This window comes from Pedobacter nanyangensis (genome assembly GCF_003313505.1).
GTDB lineage: Bacteria > Bacteroidota > Bacteroidia > Sphingobacteriales > Sphingobacteriaceae > Pedobacter > Pedobacter nanyangensis.
On record NZ_QMHO01000002.1, the window covers coordinates 358,890 to 383,496 of the forward strand.

The window sequence follows — 24,607 nt, forward strand, 5'->3', positions numbered from 1 at the left end:
CTATTTCATGTAAACATAGGTAATACCATCTCCGCCTCTGTCCAAATGTTCATCTTCCATCCTATCTACCTGCTTATAGTGCTGTTTTAGATGAGTTCTGATCAGCTTGCGTAAAATACCATCACCTTTTCCGTGTATGATTTTGATGGATGGAAAACCTAACATAATGGCTTTGTCCATATAGTTTTCGAGTTCTTGCAAAGCTACTTCGCCTCGCATCCCGCGTAAATCAAGCTCGGCCCTAAAATTGCTTACGGCGTCGCTTAAACTATTGGTGAACGAAGTGCGCTGCACGAGCTTTTTCACTTGGCGGTTACTGATTTTTTGTACGCGGTTGCGTTTTACCACCGATCGTAAATCACCAAAAGCAACCACTAAGTTGTTCTTGTTGATTTCTAAAATCTGTCCAGTATTTTCGGTACCAAGCAATTGAATCCAATCTCCAACCTCAATCTCGGTGTCCTCAAATTCAATCACAGGCTTGGGTTCCTCTATTTTAATCTCGTTTTTAGCCAGGCCTTTCTGTAGATTTTGCCTGATTTCTTTTGTTGCCTCTTTATCCGCTTGTTTCTTCTTGATCTGTGCGATGGTGTTTTCTACCAGCTTGTTGGCGTCTTTAATGATGTTCTGTGCCTGTACTTTAGCATCTTTAATGAGCGCTTTCTTGTTCTCTTCCAGAAAAGATTTTTGCCTCTCATTTTCAGACAGCAACTGATTTAGCCTATTTTGCTGGTTGGCTAGCTTTGCTTTGGTTTCATGCACTTGGCGTTTCTCTCGCTCCAGGTTTACCAACAAGCTATCAATGCTATTCTGGTTGGTGCCAATTTTCTGTCGGGCCAATTCCAATACTTCTTTCTGTAGGCCAATATTTTGTGCAATTTCAAAAGCGTATGAGCTACCAGGTTTGCCAATATCTAAAATATACAAGGGCTTCATTCGGCTGTTGTCAAACAACATCGAGGCATTTTCTAAACCTTCGGTATCGCCGGCAAAAAGCTTCAAGTTCGAATAGTGGGTGGTAATTACACCACGTACCTTTTTCTGGTTAAGTACTTCGAGTACGGCTTCGGCCATTGGACCACCAAATTGCGGATCGGTTCCCGTTCCAAACTCATCAATCAATACCAAGGTTTTAGGATTAGCATGAGCCACGAAATAGCGCATCTTGTTCAAATGAGCACTATAGGTACTTAAATCAGATTCAATAGACTGGTCATCGCCAATGTCGGCAAAAATCTGGTTAAAGATTCCCATCTCACTATGTTCATCCACAGGCACCAGTAAGCCGGTTTGCAGCATCATCTGTAAAAGCCCAACCGTTTTCATACAAACCGATTTGCCCCCAGCATTGGGCCCTGAAACCAGCACGATACGCATGCCGTCGTTGATATGGATATTTAAAGGTACTACGCTCTTTTGTTCATTAGCAAAGGAAAGCAATAGCAAAGGATGCCGGGCATTAATCAGTTTGGTTTTAGCTTCCTTTACCAATATGGGCATTTGTGCGCCTATTTTAATCGCAAATAATGCTTTAGCCCTTACAAAATCCAATTTGGTTAAAAACCCGTGGTACGATAATAAAATAGGGATATACGGCCTTAGCTCTGTAGTAGTGGCAATCAGGATACGGATAATTTCCCGCCGTTTATCAAACTCCAGGTCGCGTAGCTTATTGTTTAGGGTAAAAACTTCTTCGGGCTCCAAATAAACCGTTTGCCCGCTGGCAGATTCATCATGGATAAAACCTTTGATTTTACGCTTGTTTTCGGCCAAAATGGGGATACACATCCTGCCGTCTCTAATGGTTAAACTGCCATCGGCTACCCAATTGCTTGCCACAGCGTTTTTATAGATGGCATCCATCTTTTTGCGCACTTCCTGCTCTCCTTTGGCAATAGCCGTACTAATCTCCAGCAAGGCTGTAGAAGCGTTAGGTTTAATTTTGCCTTTGGCATCCAGCACGTTTTCTATTTTTCTTAAAATATCCCGTTCAATAGGAAGGTGCTCAAATAAAGCTTCTAAACTTGGGTAAACTTCTTTGCGCTCGTCAAAAAATCGGATGACAGCAAAAACCGTTTGCAACGAGGTATAGATTTTGAAAAGTTCCTCTTCTATGAGGTAACTACCTTCTACCTTAATTTTATCGGCCAGTACTTTAATGTCAAAAAAAGTACTGATTTGCAGGGGTTCCTGATTTTCCAGGATGCTTTTAAACTCTTTGGTTTGGCGCAAAAACTTATCTATTTGATCGTGCTTGGTCATTACCTGCATCTTATCCACCAAGTTTTGCCCCATGGTACTTAGGCAATAGTCACGAACCAATTGCCTTACTTCATTAAAACCTAACCTCTCTTCGCAATTATCAGGGTACAGCATATCATTTTACGGGTTGCGGCGCTGCTTGTTTGGCTGCTTCGGCGGCCGCCTGTTTTTCTTTTTTCTTGATTAAATCTTCTCTTGATTTGTTCAGCCTGGTACTAATTCTATCGTACATTTTTGATAGCAAATCAGGGCGGCTATAATAGTAGGCCATACTTTTGGCGTGCATTGCCGAGTCTATGCCGTACTTTTTGAAAATACCTTTGTAGATTGGTGCTGATACTTTTTTAGCACTGTCTGGACTGGGTATTGTAGCCACATAGCCATCTACTACATGGATATCAAATAATATCTTTTCCATTTCTGCGGGCTGTACAATATCTTTTGGAATGCCGGGTTTACAGCCCAATGCCAGCGCTAAACAGAAAAGTAACAATAAAAATCTTGTCATTTGTTGATTAAAACTTCAGCTTTCTTAGCCAAATTAAAAAAGGGTTGTTAATTTTACCTCCAAAAATACTGATAAATGAGCATTGCTGATAACTTATTGAAATATAAAAACGAAATTGAAAGCCAAGGCGTAAAATTGGTAGCCGTTTCAAAGAACCATCCGGCTGAGGCCGTGTTGGAAGCTTATGAAGCTGGCCAACGTGTTTTTGGGGAAAACTTGGTACAGGAAATGGTAGATAAGCAAGCACAACTGCCCGCAGATATTGAGTGGCATTTGATTGGCCATTTGCAAACCAATAAAGTAAAGTACATCGCTCCTTTTATAAAATTGATCGAATCGGTAGACAGCCTGAAACTACTGAAAGAAATAGATAAACAAGCTGCTAAACACCAGCGTGTTATTGATTGCCTGTTGCAGATTTACATTGCCGACGAAGAAAGTAAATTTGGTTTGGGCTTTGATGAAGCAATTGAGCTCTTGCGTTCAGATGAATTTGCGGCCCTGAAAAATGTACGCATTATCGGTTTGATGGGCATTGCTACCAATATTGCTCAGGAAAAACAAATCAGCGCAGAATTTAACGAGCTGAAAGTACTTTTTGACGGCATAAAAGTGAGTTATTTTAGGCAAAGCGATTACTTCAAGGAAATTTCGATGGGAATGTCTTCTGATTATCAATTGGCTATTGAAGAAGGAAGTACCATGGTTAGAATAGGCAGTAACATTTTTGGGAAAAGAGTGATTAAACACTGGAAAAACAAGGAGTAGCCAAGGTATTAAGAGATGCGAAGCAATCTCTCCAAGAAAGTTATTCTCTAACCTGCGAAAATTAAAAAATAGTCAACAATACCTAAAAACAACTAATTCCTGAATATAAAATGAATATCAAACTGAGAAGAGCAACAGCCGAAGATTGCCCCAGATTATTAGAACTGATTATGGAACTGGCCGTTTACGAAAAGGCGCCGCATGAAGTAACGGTAACATTGGATGAATTTGTGGCGGCTGGCTTTGGTGAAAACCCGGTGTGGAAATCGTTTGTAGCGGTTGATGGTGAAAACATCGTTGGGCTTGCTTTGTTTTATGTACGATACTCAACTTGGAAGGGCTGTCGTTTATATCTGGAAGACTTTTTGGTCACCGAGAGCTACCGTGGAAAAGGCATCGGCAAGCTGTTGTTTGACCGTGTGGTACAGGAAGCCAAAGACGGCAGTTTTAATGGAATGAACTGGCAGGTGCTTGATTGGAATACACCGGCCATTAACTTTTATAATAAGTATGGTGCTGGATACGAAAGCGAGTGGTTAAATGCTTCCTTTTCCAAAGCGCAATTAAAAGCGCTAAATTAAATCTGATAGATATGAAAAAAATTATCTTGCCCCTATTTGCCATTAGTTTATTAATGGCTTGTAGAAACGAAAACAAGGACAAAAAAGTAGCCCATGTGATTACCGCCGAAAATGATACCCTTACCTATCGCTATGACTCTGTAAAGGTGGTGAGTAATAATTTGGTAAAGCCTGGTGTAAATGCAGCAGCAGATACCGCAAATGCAGTGGTAAGATACCCTATTTTTGAAAACGATAGCTTAAACCATTATATCAAAAAACAGGTTTTTGATTATTTTGGGAAAGATGAGCACCCCACTGCTTACGAAGATGTCGCCAGTAGCTTTATCAGAGGCTATAATGAATTTTACACCGAAAACCCCGGAACCGCTCAATGGTGGTATTTGCTAATCGACATTAAAGTACTCCGTCAGTTGCACAACTATGTTGCCTTAAAGTATATTCACGCTGATTATGCTGGCGGTGCTCATGGAAATACTTCCATTTCCTACATCAATTATAATCCCAAAACCAATCAGCCTATTGTACTGGATTCATTAATTCGGCCCGATAAAAAAGCCGAATTGTTGAAAGTTGCCGAAACTATATTTAGAAAGAATGAGAAAATAAGTGCTACCGAACCTTTGGACAAACGATACTTTTTCACCAACGGAAAATTTTCGTTGCCGGCGGCATTTTATGTAAGTGATAAAGGCCTGGTTTTTCTGTATAACCCTTATGAAATTAAAGCATACGCCGAAGGAACCACTGAATTGGTTATCCCCTTTGCCGCCCTTGGCGATATTGCCAAACCACAAACCATCTTAACTCCTATAGAATAAATGCAGGTATATAAATTTGGTGGAGCATCCATCAAAAACATCGAAGGAATAAAAAACGTTACTCAAATCATACAATCGTACGGCACCAAGAACCTACTGGTGGTCGTATCGGCAATGGACAAAACTACGGATAGACTGCAAGAACTCGCTTTTGCACACATCAATGGTGAAAGCCACAAACATGAATTACTGGAGCACATCAAAGCGTTTCATTTTGATATCATTAACAAATTATTTGCGGATACCAAAAATCCGGTGTATAATGACGTGGCCAATACATTTGTAGAGATAGAGTGGCTTTTGGAAGAAGACGCCGAAGACAGCGCAGCGTATCTTTATGACCAGATTGTTTCCATTGGCGAACTGGTTTCATCTAAAATTATTGCCGCTTACCTGAACCAGCAAGCCACTTTTACCATTTGGCAAGACGCCAGGAATTATATCCAAACCGATAATAACTATCGTGAGGCTAATGTACAATGGGATAAAACTATCCATGCCATACAAAAGCAGCTACCCAGTTATTTGGAACAGGGAATTGTTTTAACGCAGGGTTTCATTGGTGCAACCAGCGAAAATTTCACCAGTACCTTAGGACGTGAAGGCTCCGATTATAGTGCAGCCATTTTTAGTGCGGCACTTGATGTGGAGAAAATGACCATTTGGAAAGATGTCCCGGGGGTGCTCAACGCCGATCCGAAATGGTTTGATGAAACGGAGAAAATCCCGCAACTCTCCTACCACGATGCCATTGAGCTAACCTATTATGGCGCAACGGTAATTCACCCAAAAACCATCAAGCCTATTCAAAACAAGGGCATCCCTTTGTATGTGAGGTCCTTTATCCATCCTGATGAAATAGGAACAGAAATTAGTAGCGATGCCACCACGATCCCAATCCCTTCGTTTATATTTAAGGTTAATCAGGTATTGTTGTCCATTTCGCCAAAAGACTTTTCTTTTATAATTGAGGAAAACTTGAGCCATATTTTCGCTATCCTTCATAAAAATAAAGTGAAGGTAAACACCATGCTCAATTCGGCCATTAGTTTTTCGGTAAGTGTTGATGAGGATGACCATAAAATAGAAAACCTGATTAAAGATTTATCGGAAGATTTTAAGGTAAAGTATAATAAAAACATGGAGCTGGTAACGATACGTTATTATAACCAGCAAACCATTGATAGGGTAACTACCGATAAAAAGGTTTGGCTAGAGGTAAAAAGCCGTAACACCTGTCAAATGGTAATGAAAAACAGCGATTAATTGTGAGATGTTTGCGTACTTAGGCCACATCTAGCCACTAATTACTAATCCCTAATTAATGAACAAAAACATCTTAGGAACGGAAGTGCAAGATTACATCAGTAGGCATTTAAATGCCGATGTAAGTAAAATTGCCCTATCAAAATCTCCCTTTCCTGAGGTTGGTTCGGCAGAATTGGCCAATCAGATAGCGGCAAAAAAGAAAGCTGAAAAGAAACTGCCAACCTGGTTTAATGCCAACAAAGTTTATTATCCAAGTACTTTATCCATTGAACAAACTTCCTCTGAAGATACCGCATTATATAAAAGTAAATTGGCCAAAGGAAAGCTCCTAATTGACATTACCGCGGGTTTTGGCGTAGATAGTTTTTATTTCTCCCAAACAATGGACGAAGTTTACAGTTGCGAGATCAATACAGAATTATCTGCTATTTCAGCTCATAATGCAAAAATATTAGGCGCAACAACGGTCCAATGCCTAGCTACGGATGGTTTGGCCTATCTTTCAGAAAACGAAACAACATTTGACACCATTTATGTAGACCCTGCCAGAAGAAATTCCAGTGGAAAGGTATTTAAGCTTGCCGATTGTACGCCAAATGTAGTGTCGCATTTTCAGCTATTACTGACCAAGGCAAACAGGATCATCATTAAAACCTCTCCCTTATTAGACCTTCATGCTGGGCTAACTGAATTAAAACATGTTTCCGAAATCCATGTGGTGAGTGTTAAAAATGAATGTAAGGAACTTTTATGGGTAATTGATCGGGATTTTAAAGGAGACACAAAAATTGTTTGCGCTACCCTAAACTCGGAAGTCAAGAAAATCGCATTGCCATTGAACGACAACAACACCACCGATTTTGTAGAAAAATTGGCAAATACAGGCTATTTATACGAACCTGATGTTGCATTGATGAAAAGTGGCGCTTTTAATGCCATAGCTGAAGCTTTTGAGTTAAAAAAACTGGGAAAGCAAAGTCATTTATATTTTGCCGAAGATTTTAAAAAAGACTTTATCGGGAGGATTTTTAAGATTGAGCAAGTTTATACCCCCAATGAGCTTAAAAAGGAAAAGAACCTGCAAGGCAACGTAGTGGTGAGAAATTTCCCGGAACGCGCTGAAAACTTGGTAAAAAAGCTTAACATAAAACCTAATCAAGATACCTTTTATCTCTTTAGCCAGGTAAAACAACAATATGCGGTGTTTAAGACTGTGATAAAGCAATACTATTGAGGTTGTGAATAATCACACGCTTAGCAGCGGATCGTCTAGTATTAGTATCAAAATATTCAACCAGCAAGTTTTTCTAAAGCATTTCTAAAGATTTTTGGGCCACGCTCGAAATAACGGCAACACCAAGCCTATACCGCTCATAACACGTCATCTCTATTCCAAATAAAACATTTGGAATAGAGATGAAAGTTTACCCTAAAAACAAGAGGAAAGCCCCTCATGTGCAGAGCCCTTCAACTGATAATATAATTTCTTATTTGGTGTTCTTAGCATTATAATCATTAATCGCTAAGGCAATAGCCTCAGCTTCCTGAGGTTTAAAAGCCACCTTTTTAGCCATGGCAATCATTTTTGCAGCTAGGCCTTTTTTCTTTGTGACAGGTTCATTACCGTACCCACCCGCTTGGTATTTTTGAAAAACCTCAGGAGTATCTTCAAAGTACTTTAGCAGATCTGCATCAAAAGCATCTTTAACCTTTGTATCTTGGTCTTTGGTAATTAATATCTTATATCCAGTTAACAATTCGTCCTGTTTCCCTTTTTTCCATTCTTTATACTCTTCCTCAGTGCCCCAAAAAGCAGATACGTCATCAGGATACGAATAAAACTGATGGGCATTCATTCTGCCCTTTGCCAAGCGAGGCAACATGTGGTCATTAGTGCCAAAGCTTTTCAATTGAAGTTTCTCCGTATTCACATAGTGTATCTTATCATATATGGTTTCGCCCACTTGATAAGTTTCAAGCTCATCAACCTTATATTTTTTCGATTTGGCATTAGGATTAACAGCCAGCTCGGCCGAATCTTTAAACAAGATGTAGCGTTGATTAAACCAAGGTTCACTTTCAAATTTGCCGATTTGGCCATTGATTTTAGTACCGTCCTTTAAAACAGCATGCCCTTTTAAGAAGGTGATTTGAGCGTTAGACAATGTTGCAAACAAACATAGATTGGCAACCAGGAGTAAAAATTTTTTATTCATTTACGTTAACTTTACGCAAACATAGGCAATTAACGCAAATAAATTTAGCATTAAAAAACAAAAGTCCCGCATATGCAGGACTTTGTATTCTTTTAATATTCATCTTCATTAAAGAAGAAATCATCTTTGGTTGGATAATCCGGCCAAATCTCTTCGATGGTTTCGTAAGGTTCACCATCATCTTCCAAAGCTTGTAGATTTTCAATAACCTCTACCGGAGCTCCTGAGCGAATGGCATAATCAATTAATTCATCTTTAGTTGCTGGCCATGGGGCGTCTTCCAAGTGCGATGCTAATTCTAAGGTCCAATACATATCGTTAATAAATTATTAATTCGTCAAATTCTATTTTCGCAAAACATGTGAAAAAAAATGAGCTAAGCAAATATTTTTTCTATTATTTTACTCTAGGCAGCCAAATGTTTTCCACAGCCTTTGCATCATAGCCTAATTTACGCCCTAAAATGAACAAATAATCGCTCAATCTGTTCAAATACACTGTAACTTTACTGTCAACAAAACTGCTTTCAGAAAGTGCCACCGTTAGCCTTTCCGCTCTCCTACATACGCATCTGGCTATGTGACAATAAGATACCGTGGTGTTTCCGCCAGGTAAAATAAAATGCTTCAATTCGGGTAAAACCTCGTTCATTTGGTCTATTTCGGTTTCCAATAAGGCAATATCCTCTTCAAGCAAATCGGGGATTTTCATTTTTGATTTTTCAGGGTCTGCCGCCAAGGAAGCCCCAACGGTAAATAGCCTGTCCTGTATTTCCTTTAAAACAGATTGATGGTGTGGGTCAATTTCCTGGCAACCGATCAATCCGATGTAGGAATTAAGTTCATCAACAGTACCGTAGCTTTCTATCCGAATATGGTGTTTGGCTACCCGGGTGCCTCCTATCAGGGAAGTAATACCTTTATCGCCTGTTTTGGTGTATATTTTCATATTTAGAAAGTTATAGGTTTTAGGTCATTAAAGTATTACGTTTTACAGCAAAACTTCATGTAGAACTTATCACATAACGCTTAGGACTTTCAACGTACCACTTGAAACTTAAACAATGTTCTCAAAATCGTTACCGCTCTCCTGTATTGCTTTTAAGCGTGGCGAAACCGATTTTACTTCTTCGTTTACATAATCATTTTCTACCAAACCATCACGCATACGGACAATACGATGTGCATGCTGTGCAATGTCCTCTTCGTGCGTAACCAGGATAATGGTATTGCCCTTACTGTGGATTTCTTCCAGTAGCCCCATGATTTCGATGGAGGTTTTGGTATCGAGGTTACCTGTAGGCTCATCCGCCAAAATAATAGATGGATTATTGATCAGGGCCCTAGCTACGGCTACCCTTTGGCGCTGGCCACCAGATAGTTCATTGGGTTTATGTGTTACCCTGTTGCCCAGGCCTACATTTTCCAAGGCCTTTTGTGCTCTGGCATCGCGTTCTTTTTTGCTTGCTCCAGCGTAAATAAGCGGCAAGGCTACGTTATCCAACGAAGTTGATCGTGGCAATAAGTTAAAAGTTTGGAAAACGAAACCAATTTCCTTGTTTCTAACTTCAGCCAATTGGTTGTCGCTCATGTGACTCACATCCGTACCATTGAGGATGTATTGGCCCTTGGTAGGCGTGTCCAGGCAGCCTAAAATATTCATTAAGGTTGATTTTCCAGAACCCGATGGCCCCATCAAAGCTACAAATTCGCCTTCCTTAATTGTTAAACTTACTGATTTAAGGGCATGAATCACCTCGGTGCCAATCACGTACTTACGGCCAATATCTTTAATGGTAATGAGTTCTTTCTGCATTGCTGTTTTGTTTTTTTAGACGAGCAAGTTCCGTGCAATGTTACAAACTAATCTTATTTTTCGATAATTTTTGGTACCAGAAAAAAGCGCTCGTTGTGTAAAGCTGCATTTTTTAAACCATCGGTAACGCTAATTTCATTTTTGGCCACATCTTCTCGCCACACATTACTTTCCTCGTTCATATAAACAAGTGGCTTTACGCCATCGGTATCCAGCTCATTCAGTTTTTCCATAAAAGTAAGGATCTTGTTCATCTCTTTGGTTAAATGATCAACTTCATTGTCCTTAATTTCAATTCTTGCCAAATCAGCTACTTTATGTACCGTATGTTTATCTATCACCATTTTTTGTTGTTATTTTAATAAAGTTACCAGGTAAGCTATCATGTTAATGTACATAAAGCTTATCGCTTAAAACCCTAATTTACTATTAATTATGCCGTAAACTTCGTTCTTCAGCACCTCATCATTTTCAAGCGCTAATATACTGGTTAAAATTGGTTCGTGCACATGCACCTTCACCAAGCCCGGACGGGTGCCGTATTTAACCCCGTCATCCCACATGATCTTCCATACATTGGTAATGCTTACCGGCACAATTGGAACATTCTTTTCAATGGCCAATCTGAACGGCCCGCTTTTGAAATCCTGTAATACTGGCGGATAAACGTTATCTATCCTGCCTTCGGGGAAAATAATCAGGCTCATGCCACTTTCCAAATTATCACCAGCTTTTTTAAAAGCTCTAAACGACGAAATCTTGCTCGACCTGGATACGGCTATATCTATTGTCCTGAAAAAAATACCCAGTAAAGGGTTTTTCATCAACTCCTCCTTGCCCATAAAATGATATTTTCCTTTGGCCAAGATGCAAAAAATGATGATATCCAAGTTGGAGGTATGATTGGCACAAAAAATATAGGTCTGTTGCTTGTCCAACTCTTTCTCAAATTCGAAATCGAAGAAAATACCAGACAGTGCAGCGGCAGTAAAGGAATGTACCGTTCTAAATTTGTTGAGGATGTTATAATACCTTGGGTGTCTTGTAAGCCAATAGTAAAAAGGCCAAAACAATATAAAAATCAAGAAAAGGCATAAAAGACAATAAACCCAATGTATTTTTCGGAGCAGCTTGATCATTGAAACCAAAAATACAATTTTAGGGTAAGTAGCAAGTGTTTTTTTGAAAATCGTGGCAGGTCAAGGCCAATAAGTCAAATGCCACACTGGCTGGGGCAACTTCGTTTGTCATCAACTTCTAAATTTAATTTTCCAAATCCAACATGCTTCACACTATTCAGTTTTTTACTTAATTTCGGCCTCATGAAAGAAACAGTTGTTAGTGGGATAAGGTCCACAGGAAAACTCCATTTAGGTAATTATTATGGTGCGGTAAAAAACTTCATCAAAATGCAGGAAGAGTATAATTGCTACTTTTTCATTGCCGATTGGCACTCCCTAACAACACACCCCACCCCTGAGAACCTGCACGGTAACATCAAAAATGTTCTGGTAGATTATCTGGCCTGTGGCTTAAACCCTGAAGAAAGTACCATTTATGTGCAGTCTGACGTGCCTGAAATCATAGAACTTTACCTATACCTGAACATGAATGCCTATTTGGGTGAACTGGAACGGGCTACTTCTTTTAAGGACAAAGTACGCGGAAATCCGGATAATGTTAACGCAGGGCTGCTTACCTACCCGGTTTTGATGGCGGCCGACATTTTGATCCACAAAGCCACAAAAGTGCCTGTGGGAAAGGATCAGGAACAGCATTTGGAAATGGCACGCACGTTTGGAAATCGTTTCAATCGTTTATATAACCACGAGTATTTTCCAGAACCTTATGCCTTTAGCTATACCGAGAAGTTGGTAAAAGTACCCGGTTTGGATGGCAAGGGCAAAATGGGAAAATCTGAGGGTGATGCCAATTGCATCTATCTTTCTGATACGCCGGAGGCTATCCGTAAAAAGGTATCGAGAGCGGTAACCGATAGCGGGCCTACAGTAGAAAATCAGGAAAAGCCCGAAGTAATACAAAACCTTTTTGACTTGATGAAGATTGTTTCACCAGCGGATACTTTGGCGCACTTTGATGAACTTTATAACAAAATGGCCATCCGTTACGGCGATTTCAAGAAACAATTGGCCGAAGATATGATCATTGCCACTGACCCCGTGAGGGACAGAATCAATGATATTGCGAATGACACAGCCTATCTACAGAAAGTGGCTCGCTTAGGAGCCGAGAAAGCAAGAGAAAGTGCGCAAAAAACAATTCAAGAAGTACGTGAATTAATAGGGTTTAAAAGTTTTTAATTTGTAGTATTGCGTATCGCGATAAGCGTAATGAAATAACAACGCCAACCGCAATACGCTTTACTTAATACTCAATAAGAAATATGCATATAGCTATAGTAGGCAACATAGGTGCTGGAAAAACGACACTAACGGGGCTTTTGGCCAAAAATTACGGATGGGAAGCACTTTATGAGGCTGTGGATAACAATCCTTATTTAGAGGATTTTTATAGCGACATGAAACGCTGGAGCTTCAACCTTCAGATTTATTTTTTGAATAGCCGTTTTCAGCAGATTGTAGAAATTGACAAGAACCAAAGTAACGTGATACAAGATCGTACCATTTATGAAGATGCGCATATTTTTGCGGACAACCTTCATGAAATGGGACTGATGACTACCCGCGACCACGATAACTACAGGGCAATTTTTGATAACATTACCTCGTTTATCAAACCTCCCGATTTGTTGGTTTATTTAAGGGCATCGGTACCTACCCTGGTAAATAATATCCAACGCAGAGGAAGGGAGTACGAAGCCAGTATCCGTATTGATTACCTTTCGAAACTTAACGAAAAATACGAGACTTGGATTAAGAACTATAAATTGGGCAAATTGCTGATTTTGGACAAAGATAAATTGGATTTCACCAACAACCCGGAAGATTTAGGTACAATTATCCAAGCTATTGAAGCAGAGATCAACGGGCTGTTTTAACAGGTAATGGGTAAAGATTTTCAACATGACAATCCCGAAAATTGGAAGTGGGGAATCTTTTACTTCAACCAGAAAGACCATCGGTTGATCGTTCCAAAGAGAAATCCAATGATGGGATGGACATTTAATTTTGCCCATCCTGCCGGATATATCTTTTTAATAATTATTCTTTTGGTAATTATTTTTCAAACGATCTATTCATCATGAAAAATTGAAATAAAGTAAATGAAAATTTTAGGCATTATTCCCGCAAGGTACGCTTCCACTCGCTTTCCTGGTAAGCCATTGGTTGATATACACGGTAAAACCATGATACAAAGAGTGTATGAGCAATCTATCAAAACCAAAGGATTAGCCCATGTGGTGGTCGCTACAGATGATGAACGCATTGCCGAAGAGGTGAGCAATTTTGGCGGCCAATGTGTAATGACCGCCGGTACCCATCAAAGTGGAACAGACCGTTGTGCCGAAGTAGCGGAGAAAATGCCTGAATACGACATCATTATCAATATTCAGGGCGATGAACCGTATATCAGTCCTGAACAAATTGAATTATTAAGCACTTGCTTTTTAGAAGATAAAACGCAACTAGCTACTTTAATTAAAGAGATCCATACAGCGGAGGAGTTATTTAACGTAAATATTCCAAAAGTAGTGGTCAATGCACATCAGGAAGCCCTATATTTCAGCAGGCAAACCATCCCCTATCTTCGTAATACCGAAAGAGAGGACTGGTTGAAAGCGCATCAGTTTTATAAGCATATTGGTATTTATGGCTATCGCAGAGAGGTGCTACTGGCTTTAACAAAACTTGAACCCTCTACGCTTGAGCTTGCCGAAAGCTTGGAGCAGCTACGTTGGCTAGAAAATGGATTCACCATAAAAACCAAGGTAACCCAGTTAGAAACCATAGCGATAGATACACCTGAAGACCTGAAGAAAATTTCCAAATAATTTTCTATATTAAGACCTAAAATCTGTTACAAATGAAAAAAGTCATCATCGCTTTATCACTTGTGGGTATTTTAAGCGCTTGTAATTTTACGATATCCGACAAGGAAACTGATGTTGGGGCGTTAAAGAATTCTCATACCTTCGCTTTTTCCAATAAAGTGAAGCTGGATACTTTTACGGTGGCTATTGTAGGTAACCATACCAAGGATATGCAGTTGCTATTTACCATCAAATCTTTTGAAGGAAAAGAAATATACAGGCAGGAAATCAAAACCAGCGAGCTGTTGAAAAACTATCTGGCTACCGCGGATATGACCAAGGAAAGTGATAAAATCAAATTCCTGAAAGAGGAAATCTCCTATTTTTTTGAAGATCACCATTTTTTGGAGCCCGCAGTTACTGCCGATGAACAGCCTGATAAAAACGTACCCGACCAAGCTTTTTACCATGAACTTAAGCAAAATGGACTTAATGGCTTTGACTACCGCTTAGGTAAAGATCAAAACGTTTACATTGCTTGGTCTGAGAAAGAAAAGAAGGTAAAAGTTTATTATAAATGCTGTTAAGCAAAGTTAACCTGCATGAGCATTCGTCCAAGGTTATCTCCGCTTAGGTGGGCACTACAAAGTGCCACTGTAGATAATCTTAAGGCTTTATAAATTATGACTAATATTGATATCCAAAATTACCATAAACACTTTTTTAAGCATCATTTTTACTATTCCTTACCTTTATTCTACTACTTTTCATAACTTTGGCCGAAATGAAAACCTGTAGAAAATTAATTGCAGTAGTATTGCTGGTTGGCATAATGGCCAACTGCTTTAATTATTGGATTGTTTCTACCTCCTATCATTTTAACAAAGCCTATATTTCTTCGGTATGGTGTACCAACAAAGACAAACCAGCACTCCATTGTGAAGGAAAGTGTTTTTTGGACATAAAACTTAAAGAACTTGAGCAGAAAAACAAGCAAGAGCTGGAGCAGCTCAAACATTTAATTGAAACGATAGCTCCTGAAAAATCGCTTTTGGTTTTTAAAACCTTCGAAACGGAGGTAGAAACAACCATTCCGCATTATTTACAGCAAAAACCTGTAGGTAAAATAAATCCAATTTTCCATCCTCCTAAGGTAGTTTGATTACTTCTTAGTGGCTTACGGTCCTGAATAAGGATTGCTATTTTTATTTCATTCACCATACGTTCTTGTAGGGCAATAAGCAATCGCATATTATACGAAGTAAAATATGATTGTTTGAAAGATTGCTTTATGGAAGCCATTCGAAATGATGTTCTTTTTTGCAGTTATGACAACGGGAAACGAGCAATGATTTTTAAAGGTTATTTGAATAACTAGCATATCTAAAGATTTCTGGACTATGCCCTGAATAACGAAAAACTTAAAATCCGCATAGCGGCATAAACCCCCAATGTAATATGAAAACAACTTTAATAATCTGTATTTTTGCGATGAGCGGCTGGTGGATGCAGGGAAATGCTACAGGCCGCGAATTTCTGCAAGTTGCGGTGAAAGACAGCTTGAAGGTAGATCCAGTGTGCAAAATGAAAGTAAAAGCATCGAGTAGTATTAAAAGCACTTTCAACAAACAGGAATATGTATTCTGTAACAAGAGCTGTAAACTAAAATTTGACAAAACCCCCGAAAAATACTTGAAGTAACAATGAAAAAATTAACCCTATACGCTGCATTCGGAATGTTATTGTTTGGAGCAGCATGCACACAAGAGAAAAAATTGCCTATCCTGGGCGACCGTGAAGCCAAGATTAGTAAAGATGCCAACGGCAATGAAAAAATTGATACTGTTTATAAAACAATACCTGATTTCAAGTTCCTAAACCAAGACAGCGTTGAAGTGACGCAGGACATGTTTAACAATAAAATTTACGTAGCCGACTTCTTTTTCACTTCGTGCACCACTATTTGTCCGGTAATGCACCGTAACATGAAAACCATTTACGATAAATACCAGGGAAATCCCGAAGTGATGTTTTTATCCCACACTATTGATTTTAAATACGACAAACCCTCGGTACTGAAAAAATATGCACAAAAATTGGGCGTTGATGGACCTCAATGGCAGTTTCTGTATGGAGATAAGGCAACGGTTTATAGTTTGGCAAAAGAAGATTATTTGGTTGCGGTACAGGAAGACAGTGCTGCCACCGATGGTTATGTACACCAGGGATGGCTGGTACTTATTGACAAGCATAAACGTATTAGAGGCGCTTATGACGGTACCAAAACCGAAGAAGTGGAAAAGCTGAAAAGTGATATGGATGTTTTATTGGCCGAGAAAGACTAACTAAGTGAAAGGTAAAGTGTCAAAAATTAAGGGTATTAGTTTCAGGAAGATTGTTGTTTATTCACTTTTTGGGATGGCTATTTCTGCAATAATCAATTCCTGCCAAAGTGCAAGCGAAATAGAGATGGCTAAATACCTCTCTAACGGCAAGGATATTTACCTAGCCAGGTGCCAAAATTGTCATGGCGTAAATGGTGAAGGTTTGGGGGAGCTAGCTCCCCCACTTACCGATACCGTTTTTTTGAAGGATAACAAGGAAAAGCTTGCCTGCTATATCAAAAATGGGGTTAGCGAGCCTATGCAAATCCATGGCAAAACTTACCAAGAGAAAATGCCCGCATTTAAAGATCTGCATGATATTGATATTGCGCAGGTAATGGTTTACATCACCAACTCATTTGGTAACAAACAGGGAATGTACACCTATGAGCAGGTAGCCAGGGATTTACAGCATTGCAAATAGTAATCCCCCATTGCAGCCAGACTTACGGGGTTTCCGAAACTTCGTAAGTTTTTTTGGTTAGCAAGGTGGTGAATAGCAAAGGTGTATGTACCGTAAACCCAATAGCAGCGGAAATACTTTTTGTTTCGGAAAATTTCACAGGCTTTTGAAACCACACGCCAATAAACCTCTGACGTTGGTGGAGTAACAAACAAAAAGATTGTAGCGAATAGTGGGACTACCGCTAAATTATGCTGAAATACTGCTTTTCTGAAATTTAAACAGAATAAAAAGATTACCTTTGTTGGATGCAAACCGTTCTATCGCCGCAATTTAATATTGGGGAGGAAAGTCCGGGCAACAAAGAGCGTCTCGCTTCCTAACGGGAAGGGGTTGGGGAATGAAGGCCTGAACCACGGAAAGTGCCACAGAAAATATACCGCCCCAGGTATTGGGGTAAGGGTGAAAACGTGAGGCAAGAGCTCACGAGCTTTGTTAGTGATAACAAGGTTGGTAAACCCCGGGAGTTGAAAGACCAAATAGGCTAACGCATGTAGGGCTGCTCGTCCGATGTTAGTGGGTAGGTCGTTAGAGGTAAATGGCAACATTTATCCTGGATTAATGATAGAAGTCCTCTTTTAGGGGAAACAGAACCCGGCTTACAGGTTTGCATTTTAATGTTTTTACTAAACAAAAAAAGCGGCAATATTGATCATGCCGCTTTTTTTTATTTGATTATTCTTAGGGAGGACCCAATGTGCTCTAATTTTTCAATTGTTGGCGAACCGATTAATCCTTTTTCGTCCCGCTGCTGCTGAAAATGAACAAAAGACGGGGTATTTAAAACTTGTTGCTGTATCTCCTCACTTTCGTACATAGAAACATGCACAAAAGTTAATCCATCTTGTTTAACGTATACATGGTACAGAAACTTGCTGTGGAGCAGCTCTCTAAAATCAGCTAAAAAAGCAGCAATATTACGTTTATTCTCTTCAACAAATTCGGCGTTAATTTGGTAGGTAACCTGTACTGCAATCATAATCTTATTTTTTGCTTTTAGTAAATGTACAAAAACGTTTTATCGTTTTAGAGCGCCTATAAAAAAAGACCTTGCTTTTAAACAAGGTCTTCCATTAATTACTTTGAGCGATGATTATTTTGCGCTATTTTTTTTCTCTGTAACTTCAGTACGGATTTCTTGAGCTAAACCTTTAAGATCTTGCATAGCTTTACGTACTCTAGTTCCTGCAGCTGAATTACCTGCGTTGTAAAATTTCTCTACGTCTGCCTCGATAGCAGCAACTACTTCTTTAACTTTTGCAAATTTTTCCATTGTTATAATTTTAATTTATTGGTCAAATATATCATTTAAACGGAATAAACAAGCAATTCTTTATTTTTTTGCTGCGCTTTTTTTAACTAAGTTTTTAACAATTCACATTTGCCGTGGTATATCGTTACTTAACTACGGTAAGTAGGCATATACATTCTGTATGGGCTATGGCCTGGAACGGGTAATTATAATGATAGTTAAGTAGCTGTCCATCTGATAGATAATGCTCCTCTCCTTTTACTGCAAAGCTTAAACTTCCTTCAATGAGGTATAAATTCATCAGCAAATGGCTTTCTTCGGTGCCCGATTGTATTTTTTCACCTTTTTTTAAGACCACTAGGGTTAATGTACTATGTTCTGACTTAAAAACAGTGATGGCGTTCTTGCCGTTTTCATGATATGCGGCTTCATTTTTGATTTCCCTAATGAATCTGGGTAGGTCAACAGGCACCATTTGTCCGTCCAAGGTACGCCCCCCAGTAGGACGTTGCGGCGTGGCATTGTTAAATTTTTCTTCCATGGCTTTTTTGATAATAACAGTGATATACAAGGCTATGTTTGTGCAATTTAACTATTTATTGGTGTTTCCCTTGTTTAATGCTCCCCCAGGGCCCGGCAGCATGTATAAATTATTTTAAAACATAAATAGCTGCTGTTTAAATACTTACTTTGATTGTTGATAATATAGCACGCGTATTATCATACAAAACATGATAAAATAGCGACCTTTGCTTTCCATGTCTTTATACATTAGCTCACTAAATACCGGCAGCAACGGCAATTGTTTCTATATCGGCAATGAGGATGATGCCGTTTTGATAGATGCTGGACTAAGCTGTAAGGAAACGGAAACCAGACTTGCACGTTTAGGCTTAAGCATGCAAAAAGTAAGGGCTATTTTTATCAGTCATGAACACAGTGACCACATTAAGGGCTTGCCCGTATTGGCTAAAAAGTACCAATTGCCTATTTATATTACCGCAAAAACCCACTTGGGAGGCCGACAAATACTGCCCCAGCATTTGGTTAACTCATTTTCGAGTGCAGTGCCTGTTGTAATTGGTGATTTGGAAATTGTAGCTTTCCCGAAATTGCACGATGCAGCTGAACCGCACAGCTTTACAATTGCTTATAATCATACCAAAATTGGGGTTTTTACGGATATAGGTGATCATTGCGAAAACCTCATCTATCATTTTAAACAATGTCATGCCGCTTTTTTGGAAGCCAATTATGACGATGAAATGTTGGATAAAGGCAATTATCCATATTTCCTAAAACGCAGGATAAGTGGTGGAAATGGGCACTTGTCCAACCAAAAAGCGCTTGATTTATTTGTGAACCATCGGCCTGAGTTTATGAGCCATCTTTTCCTATCGCATTTAAGCAGAGAGAACAATTGCCCTAATTTAGTGCATCAACTATTTAGTAAAGTTGCCAACGGTACCGAAATTATTGTGGCTTCCAGATTAGCAGAAACCCCTGTATATCAAATTGGCGTTAAGCAGGTTACGGCAACTCTGTCAGCGTTGTAGCCTGTTCGGTTACGCTTAGGCGATGTTTTACGCCACATTTTAAAGCATAGTTAGCCTTTTGATGACCTACGGGAAAATCAAAACATACAGGATAGTTAAATTCTTTTACCTTTTCCAACACAATTTGCTCCAATGTTTTGCCAAAGCTTTCACCCTCATCGTCTTTTTTAACCCTAAAGCCGCCCACAATTAGCCCTTTTAGTTTATGGAGCTTGCCACTGCGTTTCAAATTAAAAAACATCCTATCAACACTATAGAGATATTCGCCAACATCTTCCACAAATAAAATTTTGTGATCTGTCTTAATTTCTGAAACGCTGCCCGCCAAATTCTCTATACAGCGCAAATTTCCGCCGATAAGCTCACCCTCTGCTGTTCCTAGCCTGTTATTTACCTGGTAATTAGCTTCGTAACTCATCAACTCCTCGCCTTTCAGCGCTTTTTCTATAGATTTTATGGTGTCAATCTGTATTGGTTCGGCCTTTGCCCAATCCGCAGGAAAACTGTTGCACATTTTTGAATGGATACTTGCAAAGCGATAATTGCTATTCAAATGGCAATGTAAAATGGTAATGTCACTAAAGCCAATAAGCCATTTGGGCGAAATCTTGAATATGCTGAAATCCAGTTGATCAATAATCCTTACTGCGCCGTAGCCGCCCCTGGCGCACATCACGGCCTTAATACTGGTATCGTCCAGCATCCGCTGTAAATCTGCAAGGCGCTCGTCATCGGTGCCACCAAAGGTAAAATCGCGGGCGCCAACCGTTTTCCCGGTCACTACTTTAAAGCCCCAGCTTTCCATTTGCTGTATGGCCGGCGCAATTTCGTCATCAGTAATAAAACCAGCTGGGCAGGTAATGCCAATCAAATCGCCCTGCTTTAAATAAGGAGGTTTTTGGTGCTTAACGGTTTCGTTACCCCGTTGGGGGCTGGCCGCTTTGCCTTTAAAAGCATATAACATTGCCGACGCTGGCAATAACGACGAAAGAAATAGTTTACGGTTCATGAGCAGGCAATTTAACAATTAGCCCACAATACGCCAAAGTCTTTTAAAAAGAAGAGCGAAGACATTACGCCTTCGCTCACTACAGTCCTGCCATTCGCCTTTAGTCCCGCGTTACACTTTGGGAGCTATCGGCTGCTGTCAGGTCTATTGTACAACGTTAATTAGTACGTCGTCAAATTTCTAATTTCCCTTCCACCGAGTCATCCATGGTTTTGCCGGTAATGATAGAGGCGGCCATTTTGATAAAGGCGATGGCTTCCCCGTGTTTGGTGTCCCAGTAATACACGTGCGTGGGGGCCACTTTGATCAAGCTGATCTTTTCGTCGTCTTTGCCATCCTGGAACCAAACTTTAAGCAGTGGGTTCCAAAGCTCTGCTATTTTTTTGCGGTCGTCCAGTATTTCGCTTATGCCATAAACATTTAAAAAACCCGAGTTTTTATGGCTTTGGAAGAACAGATGTGTAAAAGGGTCGGTGGCAATCTCTTTGTTTTTTTCACTATCAGCTTGACTCATGAACCATAAATTGCCGGCATCATCCACGTCCAGCACCGACATGGGCCTTACAGATAGCGGCAAGCCCGTTTTAATGTTGGTGCAAAAGAAACAGTTTTCAGCACCCTTGGCCAAGTCCTTTAGTTTTTCAACTGCTTCCTCCCCTTCCAGCGTTTTAATGTGATCTTTTGTAGCCTGGGTATTGTTGGAGCTGTCTCTGCTTGCTTTTGAATTTTCCATATTTTCCTTCCTTTCTAAGATTTAAAGAGCGTTTTTAGAACCGTTGCTGTAACCAACGCACCAAATAAATAGTAACCAACCGTTAATACTTTGGTTTGCGTAGTACGAGTTACAGGAGTAGCGTCCAAACCTAAAGGCTCTGGCAGTTGTATAGCCCCAATGCCGGCGCTTAAACCTAAAGCAACCGCCTTTGGCCAAATGTACTTACCGCTACTTCCAATCATACTATAGTAAGTTGCATTGGCAATCAGGTCGGCTTCCAGGGTTAGGCGATGCAAATCGTCAGCATCTACAACTGGTGTACCTACTTGGCTCAGCGTTTTATTAACTACTTCTTCTCCCAACAAATTAATTTGAGGAGCATTTTTAACGTTCTTGCGCACTACTTCGTGCAATATGTTTAGGGCTACAGCACCTATCAGTCCCGCAGTCATGTTTTTGATCCATTTCATTGCTTATAATTTTATGCTTAACCATTCAATAGCTTGGTTAAGCTGTGACAGTTTAAAGCCTTTAGACTCCCCTGGTGCGATGTAGCTAAAAGCGTCTGTGAATTTTCCTACGGCTGTTTCATCGGTAACTACCGCTATTTTTTTCCATTTGGTAAAATGTTTCAAACCCGCTACCATATCTTGAAACCAAGCGCCAGCGGTAAAGTTTTCCACGGGTGTTTCTAGCACCAATAGATAGTAAATATCATGGTGTTTTTGGGTAAGCACTTCTAGTCCTGGGAGCAATACACTTTTAAGGTCGTCGGCAGTGACCTGCCCCGTAGCTCTTACGCCAAATACGTGTGGTGGTATATCTCTGATAATGCTTAACATAACTATAAATTTTATTAAGCATAACAGATTTTTAAAGGCAATGGTTTCCCGAAATTGTGATTTAGGGGATTAATCGAGCTGATTGATCCTGCTGAAGACTTTCAAATTTGCCTCTTTTAAACGGGTTCCCGAAGGGAGTAACTAAAAACTAAGACGTGGCCACTGGCGCAGCAAGCTGTTGAGAAATGGTGGCACCATCGGTAAGCAATTCTTGGGTAATGCTTCTGGTGTAATCAATAATCTCCGATTTGAAATCTTCTACCGAGGCGCCCGAACGGATCTCTTCCAAACGTTTTTCCCATGCGCCTGTCAATTCCGCTTGCGCAATGCGTTTATCTTTAACCACTTCGTAAACAGCCAATCCTTTAGGTGTGGGTACCAAGTTACGCTTTTCACGCACAATATATGCTCTGGTTAACAAAGTTTCGATAATGGCCGCACGGGTAGCGGGGGTGCCTAAGCCGCTATCTTTCATGGCGTATCTAAGCTCCTCGTCTTCAATTTCTTTACCGCAGGTTTCTAAAGCTTTTAATAAGGAAGCCTCATTGTACATGGCCTTTGGTTTGGTCTGCTTTTCCAAAAAAGCTTTGTTTACAATGGGCAAAGCTTCTCCTTTCTTCACCTTTGGTAAAGCTGGGTTGTCTTCATCCTTCTTGTCGTCTTCCACCTCGTTAAATACTGAACGCCATCCTGCCGAGCGGATTACCGTGCCGTTGGCCACAAAAACAATTTCTGATTGTATCGTGATTTTGGTTACTTCCTTTACACATTCCTGATGGAAAGCCTCCAGCATGCGTCCAGCAACCAAATCAAAAATAGCTTGATGATCTTTGCTTAAACTACCTGGTTTAACGCCGGTAACCAAAATAGCGTGGTGGTCGGTCACTTTTTTAGCATTTACACTCCTTTTGTTTAATGTCATTTCCTGCATGGCTAAAGCAGACTTGGCAAACTGGCCATGATCTGTTAGGCTGGCAATTAAGGTAGGTACAGTAGCAAAAATATCATCGCCAATGTAGCGGCTGCCCGTACGTGGGTAAGTAACCAGCTTGCTCTCATACAGGTTTTGCAATAAACTTAAAGTTTGGTCGGCCGTAAAGCCGTTCTTTTTGTTGGCTTCCTGTTGCAGGCTACTCAAATCATGTAAAAGTGGCGGTGGTTCTTTTCTCGGCTTTGCCTCCACGGCAGTAATATTGCCGCCATTGCTAAAGCCCGAAGCTACGTCCTGTACTTTTTCAAAAATAGCCGCTCCTTCTTCCCTGGCATCAAAACTATCCACAGAAATTGCCTTGAACAATTGACCATCTTTATCCAATTGGATGCCTATTTGGTAGTATATTTTTGGAACGAAGTTTTTGATTTCCAAATAACGGGCACAAATCATGGCCAAGGTTGGAGTTTGCACCCTTCCAAGCGAAAGTACGCTCCTATTGCCTGCCGAAATACTCAAGGCTTGTGTGGCGTTCATGCCTACCAGCCAATCAGATACCGAGCGGCAATGTGCCGAGCTGAACAAGGTATCGTACTCGGTGCCCGGTTTCAGGTTCCTAAAACCGTCTTTAATGGCCTCATCAGTTTGTGAAGAAATCCAAAGGCGTTTAAAAGGCTTTTTACATTTCAGGTAGGAATAAATGTACCTGAAAATCAGTTCGCCCTCGCGTCCAGCATCCGTAGCTACAATAATTTCCGTAGCTTCATCAAATAGCATTTTAATGGTGTCCAGTTGTTTTCTAACTCCGGGATCTTCTACCATTCCATCTTTGGTTTTGATTTTACGGATAGAAAGTTTAAACTTTTGGGGAAGCATGGGCAAATGCTCTTTGCGCCAGCCATAAAAGCCATATTCCTGTGGTGGGGCAAGCTGCAGTAAGTGTCCAAAAGCCCAGGTAAACGAGTAGCCCTTGCCTTCAATATACCCATCCTTACGGGTTGTAGCCCCAAAAACTTTGGCTAACTCACGTCCTACAGAGGGTTTTTCGGCAATTACTATCTTCATATCTGAGTTAAAATGGAGGTTAAATATCTTAATTTTAAAATACTTGTGGTGCTTCATTTTATCAACACTTTAATATACGATTGAGGCCGAGGGAGATAAACGGGTTGCAGCCCTTCCTTTGCCACGCTGGGCTTACGGCAGTGCCCGTGCGCCATAAAACCTTGCCGTACCAAAGGCCCACCAGGTTTGGTTAGAAGG

At 40.2% G+C, this 24,607-nt stretch carries 31 protein-coding genes and 1 other RNA gene; 16 read left to right on the top strand and 16 right to left on the bottom strand.

The window, feature by feature from the left end; genetic code table 11:
* Complete coding sequence (locus tag DUT71_RS04660; protein WP_113661357.1) at window positions 1-2,376, bottom strand: endonuclease MutS2; 2,376 nt, start codon at window positions 2,374-2,376, stop codon at window positions 1-3.
* A 1-nt stretch (window position 2,377) separates the two neighbouring features.
* On the bottom strand, window positions 2,378-2,770 hold the full coding sequence (locus DUT71_RS04665; protein ID WP_113661358.1) for a DUF4296 domain-containing protein: 393 nt from the start codon (window positions 2,768-2,770) through the stop codon (window positions 2,378-2,380).
* A 75-nt stretch (window positions 2,771-2,845) separates the two neighbouring features.
* Between DUT71_RS04665 and DUT71_RS04670 the strand changes: the two genes are divergently transcribed.
* The 5 genes from DUT71_RS04670 to DUT71_RS04690 all read left to right on the top strand — a co-directional run bounded on the left by DUT71_RS04670 (window position 2,846) and on the right by DUT71_RS04690 (window position 7,443).
* Window positions 2,846-3,538, top strand: coding sequence for a YggS family pyridoxal phosphate-dependent enzyme (locus DUT71_RS04670; protein ID WP_113661359.1), 693 nt, complete (start codon window positions 2,846-2,848; stop codon window positions 3,536-3,538).
* Window positions 3,539-3,648: 110 nt separating this feature from the next.
* Window positions 3,649-4,119: a GNAT family N-acetyltransferase gene (locus tag DUT71_RS04675; RefSeq protein ID WP_113661360.1), complete on the top strand. Its 471-nt coding sequence runs from the start codon at window positions 3,649-3,651 to the stop codon at window positions 4,117-4,119.
* Between the two features lie 11 nt (window positions 4,120-4,130).
* Entirely contained in the window at window positions 4,131-4,940 is an 810-nt protein-coding gene (locus tag DUT71_RS04680; protein WP_113661361.1) for an RsiV family protein, read from the top strand.
* Window positions 4,941-6,206, top strand: a complete 1,266-nt coding sequence (locus DUT71_RS04685; protein ID WP_113661362.1) for an aspartate kinase — start codon at window positions 4,941-4,943, stop codon at window positions 6,204-6,206.
* Between the two features lie 58 nt (window positions 6,207-6,264).
* Window positions 6,265-7,443 (top strand): hypothetical protein, encoded by a 1,179-nt coding sequence (locus DUT71_RS04690; protein ID WP_113661363.1) that lies wholly within the window; start codon window positions 6,265-6,267, stop codon window positions 7,441-7,443.
* Window positions 7,444-7,696: 253 nt separating this feature from the next.
* On the opposite strand, the gene DUT71_RS04695 is transcribed toward DUT71_RS04690, so the two are convergent.
* The 6 genes from DUT71_RS04695 to DUT71_RS04720 form a co-directional block, all read right to left on the bottom strand.
* Window positions 7,697-8,425, bottom strand: a complete 729-nt coding sequence (locus DUT71_RS04695) for a hypothetical protein (protein WP_113661364.1) — start codon at window positions 8,423-8,425, stop codon at window positions 7,697-7,699.
* A gap of 92 nt (window positions 8,426-8,517) precedes the next feature.
* On the bottom strand, window positions 8,518-8,739 hold the full coding sequence (locus DUT71_RS04700; RefSeq protein WP_097129232.1) for a DUF2795 domain-containing protein: 222 nt from the start codon (window positions 8,737-8,739) through the stop codon (window positions 8,518-8,520).
* 82 nt (window positions 8,740-8,821) lie between these two features.
* Complete coding sequence (locus DUT71_RS04705; protein WP_113661365.1) at window positions 8,822-9,373, bottom strand: cob(I)yrinic acid a,c-diamide adenosyltransferase; 552 nt, start codon at window positions 9,371-9,373, stop codon at window positions 8,822-8,824.
* 108 nt (window positions 9,374-9,481) lie between these two features.
* Complete coding sequence (locus tag DUT71_RS04710) at window positions 9,482-10,240, bottom strand: ABC transporter ATP-binding protein (RefSeq protein WP_113661366.1); 759 nt, start codon at window positions 10,238-10,240, stop codon at window positions 9,482-9,484.
* A 53-nt stretch (window positions 10,241-10,293) separates the two neighbouring features.
* A complete protein-coding gene (gene gatC, locus DUT71_RS04715) occupies window positions 10,294-10,584 on the bottom strand; it encodes an Asp-tRNA(Asn)/Glu-tRNA(Gln) amidotransferase subunit GatC (RefSeq protein WP_113661367.1) in 291 nt (96 codons plus the stop codon).
* Window positions 10,585-10,650: 66 nt separating this feature from the next.
* On the bottom strand, window positions 10,651-11,325 hold the full coding sequence (locus DUT71_RS04720) for a lysophospholipid acyltransferase family protein (RefSeq protein WP_240186854.1): 675 nt from the start codon (window positions 11,323-11,325) through the stop codon (window positions 10,651-10,653).
* Window positions 11,326-11,562: 237 nt separating this feature from the next.
* On the opposite strand from DUT71_RS04720, the gene trpS reads away from it, so the two are divergent.
* From trpS to rnpB, 10 genes are all read left to right on the top strand, one after another.
* Complete coding sequence (gene trpS, locus DUT71_RS04725; RefSeq protein WP_113661369.1) at window positions 11,563-12,561, top strand: tryptophan--tRNA ligase; 999 nt, start codon at window positions 11,563-11,565, stop codon at window positions 12,559-12,561.
* 83 nt (window positions 12,562-12,644) lie between these two features.
* Window positions 12,645-13,259 (top strand): deoxynucleoside kinase, encoded by a 615-nt coding sequence (locus tag DUT71_RS04730; RefSeq protein ID WP_113661370.1) that lies wholly within the window; start codon window positions 12,645-12,647, stop codon window positions 13,257-13,259.
* A gap of 6 nt (window positions 13,260-13,265) precedes the next feature.
* Window positions 13,266-13,466: a DUF5808 domain-containing protein gene (locus tag DUT71_RS20440; protein WP_113661371.1), complete on the top strand. Its 201-nt coding sequence runs from the start codon at window positions 13,266-13,268 to the stop codon at window positions 13,464-13,466.
* A gap of 18 nt (window positions 13,467-13,484) precedes the next feature.
* Entirely contained in the window at window positions 13,485-14,213 is a 729-nt protein-coding gene (gene kdsB, locus DUT71_RS04740) for a 3-deoxy-manno-octulosonate cytidylyltransferase (protein ID WP_113661372.1), read from the top strand.
* Between the two features lie 32 nt (window positions 14,214-14,245).
* Window positions 14,246-14,779: a hypothetical protein gene (locus tag DUT71_RS04745; protein WP_113661373.1), complete on the top strand. Its 534-nt coding sequence runs from the start codon at window positions 14,246-14,248 to the stop codon at window positions 14,777-14,779.
* Window positions 14,780-14,976: 197 nt separating this feature from the next.
* Entirely contained in the window at window positions 14,977-15,354 is a 378-nt protein-coding gene (locus tag DUT71_RS04750; RefSeq protein ID WP_113661374.1) for a hypothetical protein, read from the top strand.
* A 296-nt stretch (window positions 15,355-15,650) separates the two neighbouring features.
* The gene (locus DUT71_RS20340; RefSeq protein ID WP_205313845.1) at window positions 15,651-15,893 is read left to right on the top strand and encodes a YHS domain-containing protein; all 243 of its coding nucleotides are present in this window, start codon (window positions 15,651-15,653) and stop codon (window positions 15,891-15,893) included.
* A 2-nt stretch (window positions 15,894-15,895) separates the two neighbouring features.
* Window positions 15,896-16,537: an SCO family protein gene (locus tag DUT71_RS04760; RefSeq protein WP_113661375.1), complete on the top strand. Its 642-nt coding sequence runs from the start codon at window positions 15,896-15,898 to the stop codon at window positions 16,535-16,537.
* Window positions 16,538-16,553: 16 nt separating this feature from the next.
* Entirely contained in the window at window positions 16,554-17,000 is a 447-nt protein-coding gene (locus DUT71_RS04765) for a c-type cytochrome (protein ID WP_240186855.1), read from the top strand.
* A 286-nt stretch (window positions 17,001-17,286) separates the two neighbouring features.
* Window positions 17,287-17,657: RNase P RNA component class A (gene rnpB / locus DUT71_RS04770), an RNA gene on the top strand.
* Between the two features lie 49 nt (window positions 17,658-17,706).
* On the opposite strand, the gene DUT71_RS04775 is transcribed toward rnpB, so the two are convergent.
* The 3 genes from DUT71_RS04775 to DUT71_RS04785 all read right to left on the bottom strand — a co-directional run bounded on the left by DUT71_RS04775 (window position 17,707) and on the right by DUT71_RS04785 (window position 18,832).
* Window positions 17,707-18,018 (bottom strand): hypothetical protein, encoded by a 312-nt coding sequence (locus DUT71_RS04775; protein WP_113661376.1) that lies wholly within the window; start codon window positions 18,016-18,018, stop codon window positions 17,707-17,709.
* A gap of 114 nt (window positions 18,019-18,132) precedes the next feature.
* The gene (locus DUT71_RS04780; RefSeq protein ID WP_113635034.1) at window positions 18,133-18,312 is read right to left on the bottom strand and encodes a histone H1; all 180 of its coding nucleotides are present in this window, start codon (window positions 18,310-18,312) and stop codon (window positions 18,133-18,135) included.
* Between the two features lie 124 nt (window positions 18,313-18,436).
* A complete protein-coding gene (locus DUT71_RS04785) occupies window positions 18,437-18,832 on the bottom strand; it encodes a cupin domain-containing protein (protein ID WP_113661377.1) in 396 nt (131 codons plus the stop codon).
* Between the two features lie 217 nt (window positions 18,833-19,049).
* Here DUT71_RS04785 and DUT71_RS04790 point away from each other — a divergent pair, with 217 nt between their 5' ends.
* Window positions 19,050-19,847, top strand: coding sequence for an MBL fold metallo-hydrolase (locus DUT71_RS04790; RefSeq protein WP_113661378.1), 798 nt, complete (start codon window positions 19,050-19,052; stop codon window positions 19,845-19,847).
* Here the strand turns inward: DUT71_RS04790 and DUT71_RS04795 are convergent.
* The 5 genes from DUT71_RS04795 to topB form a co-directional block, all read right to left on the bottom strand.
* Entirely contained in the window at window positions 19,822-20,856 is a 1,035-nt protein-coding gene (locus DUT71_RS04795; RefSeq protein WP_113661379.1) for a S66 peptidase family protein, read from the bottom strand. The two genes, DUT71_RS04790 and DUT71_RS04795, sit on opposite strands and share 26 nt — an antisense overlap.
* Before the next feature lie 172 nt (window positions 20,857-21,028).
* The gene (locus tag DUT71_RS04800; protein WP_113661380.1) at window positions 21,029-21,589 is read right to left on the bottom strand and encodes a pyridoxamine 5'-phosphate oxidase family protein; all 561 of its coding nucleotides are present in this window, start codon (window positions 21,587-21,589) and stop codon (window positions 21,029-21,031) included.
* Between the two features lie 14 nt (window positions 21,590-21,603).
* A complete protein-coding gene (locus DUT71_RS04805; RefSeq protein ID WP_113661381.1) occupies window positions 21,604-22,041 on the bottom strand; it encodes a hypothetical protein in 438 nt (145 codons plus the stop codon).
* A gap of 3 nt (window positions 22,042-22,044) precedes the next feature.
* Window positions 22,045-22,413, bottom strand: coding sequence for a SpoIIAA family protein (locus tag DUT71_RS04810; protein WP_113661382.1), 369 nt, complete (start codon window positions 22,411-22,413; stop codon window positions 22,045-22,047).
* 148 nt (window positions 22,414-22,561) lie between these two features.
* Complete coding sequence (gene topB / locus DUT71_RS04815; RefSeq protein WP_113661383.1) at window positions 22,562-24,409, bottom strand: DNA topoisomerase III; 1,848 nt, start codon at window positions 24,407-24,409, stop codon at window positions 22,562-22,564.
* Between the last annotated feature and the right edge of the window lie 198 nt (window positions 24,410-24,607).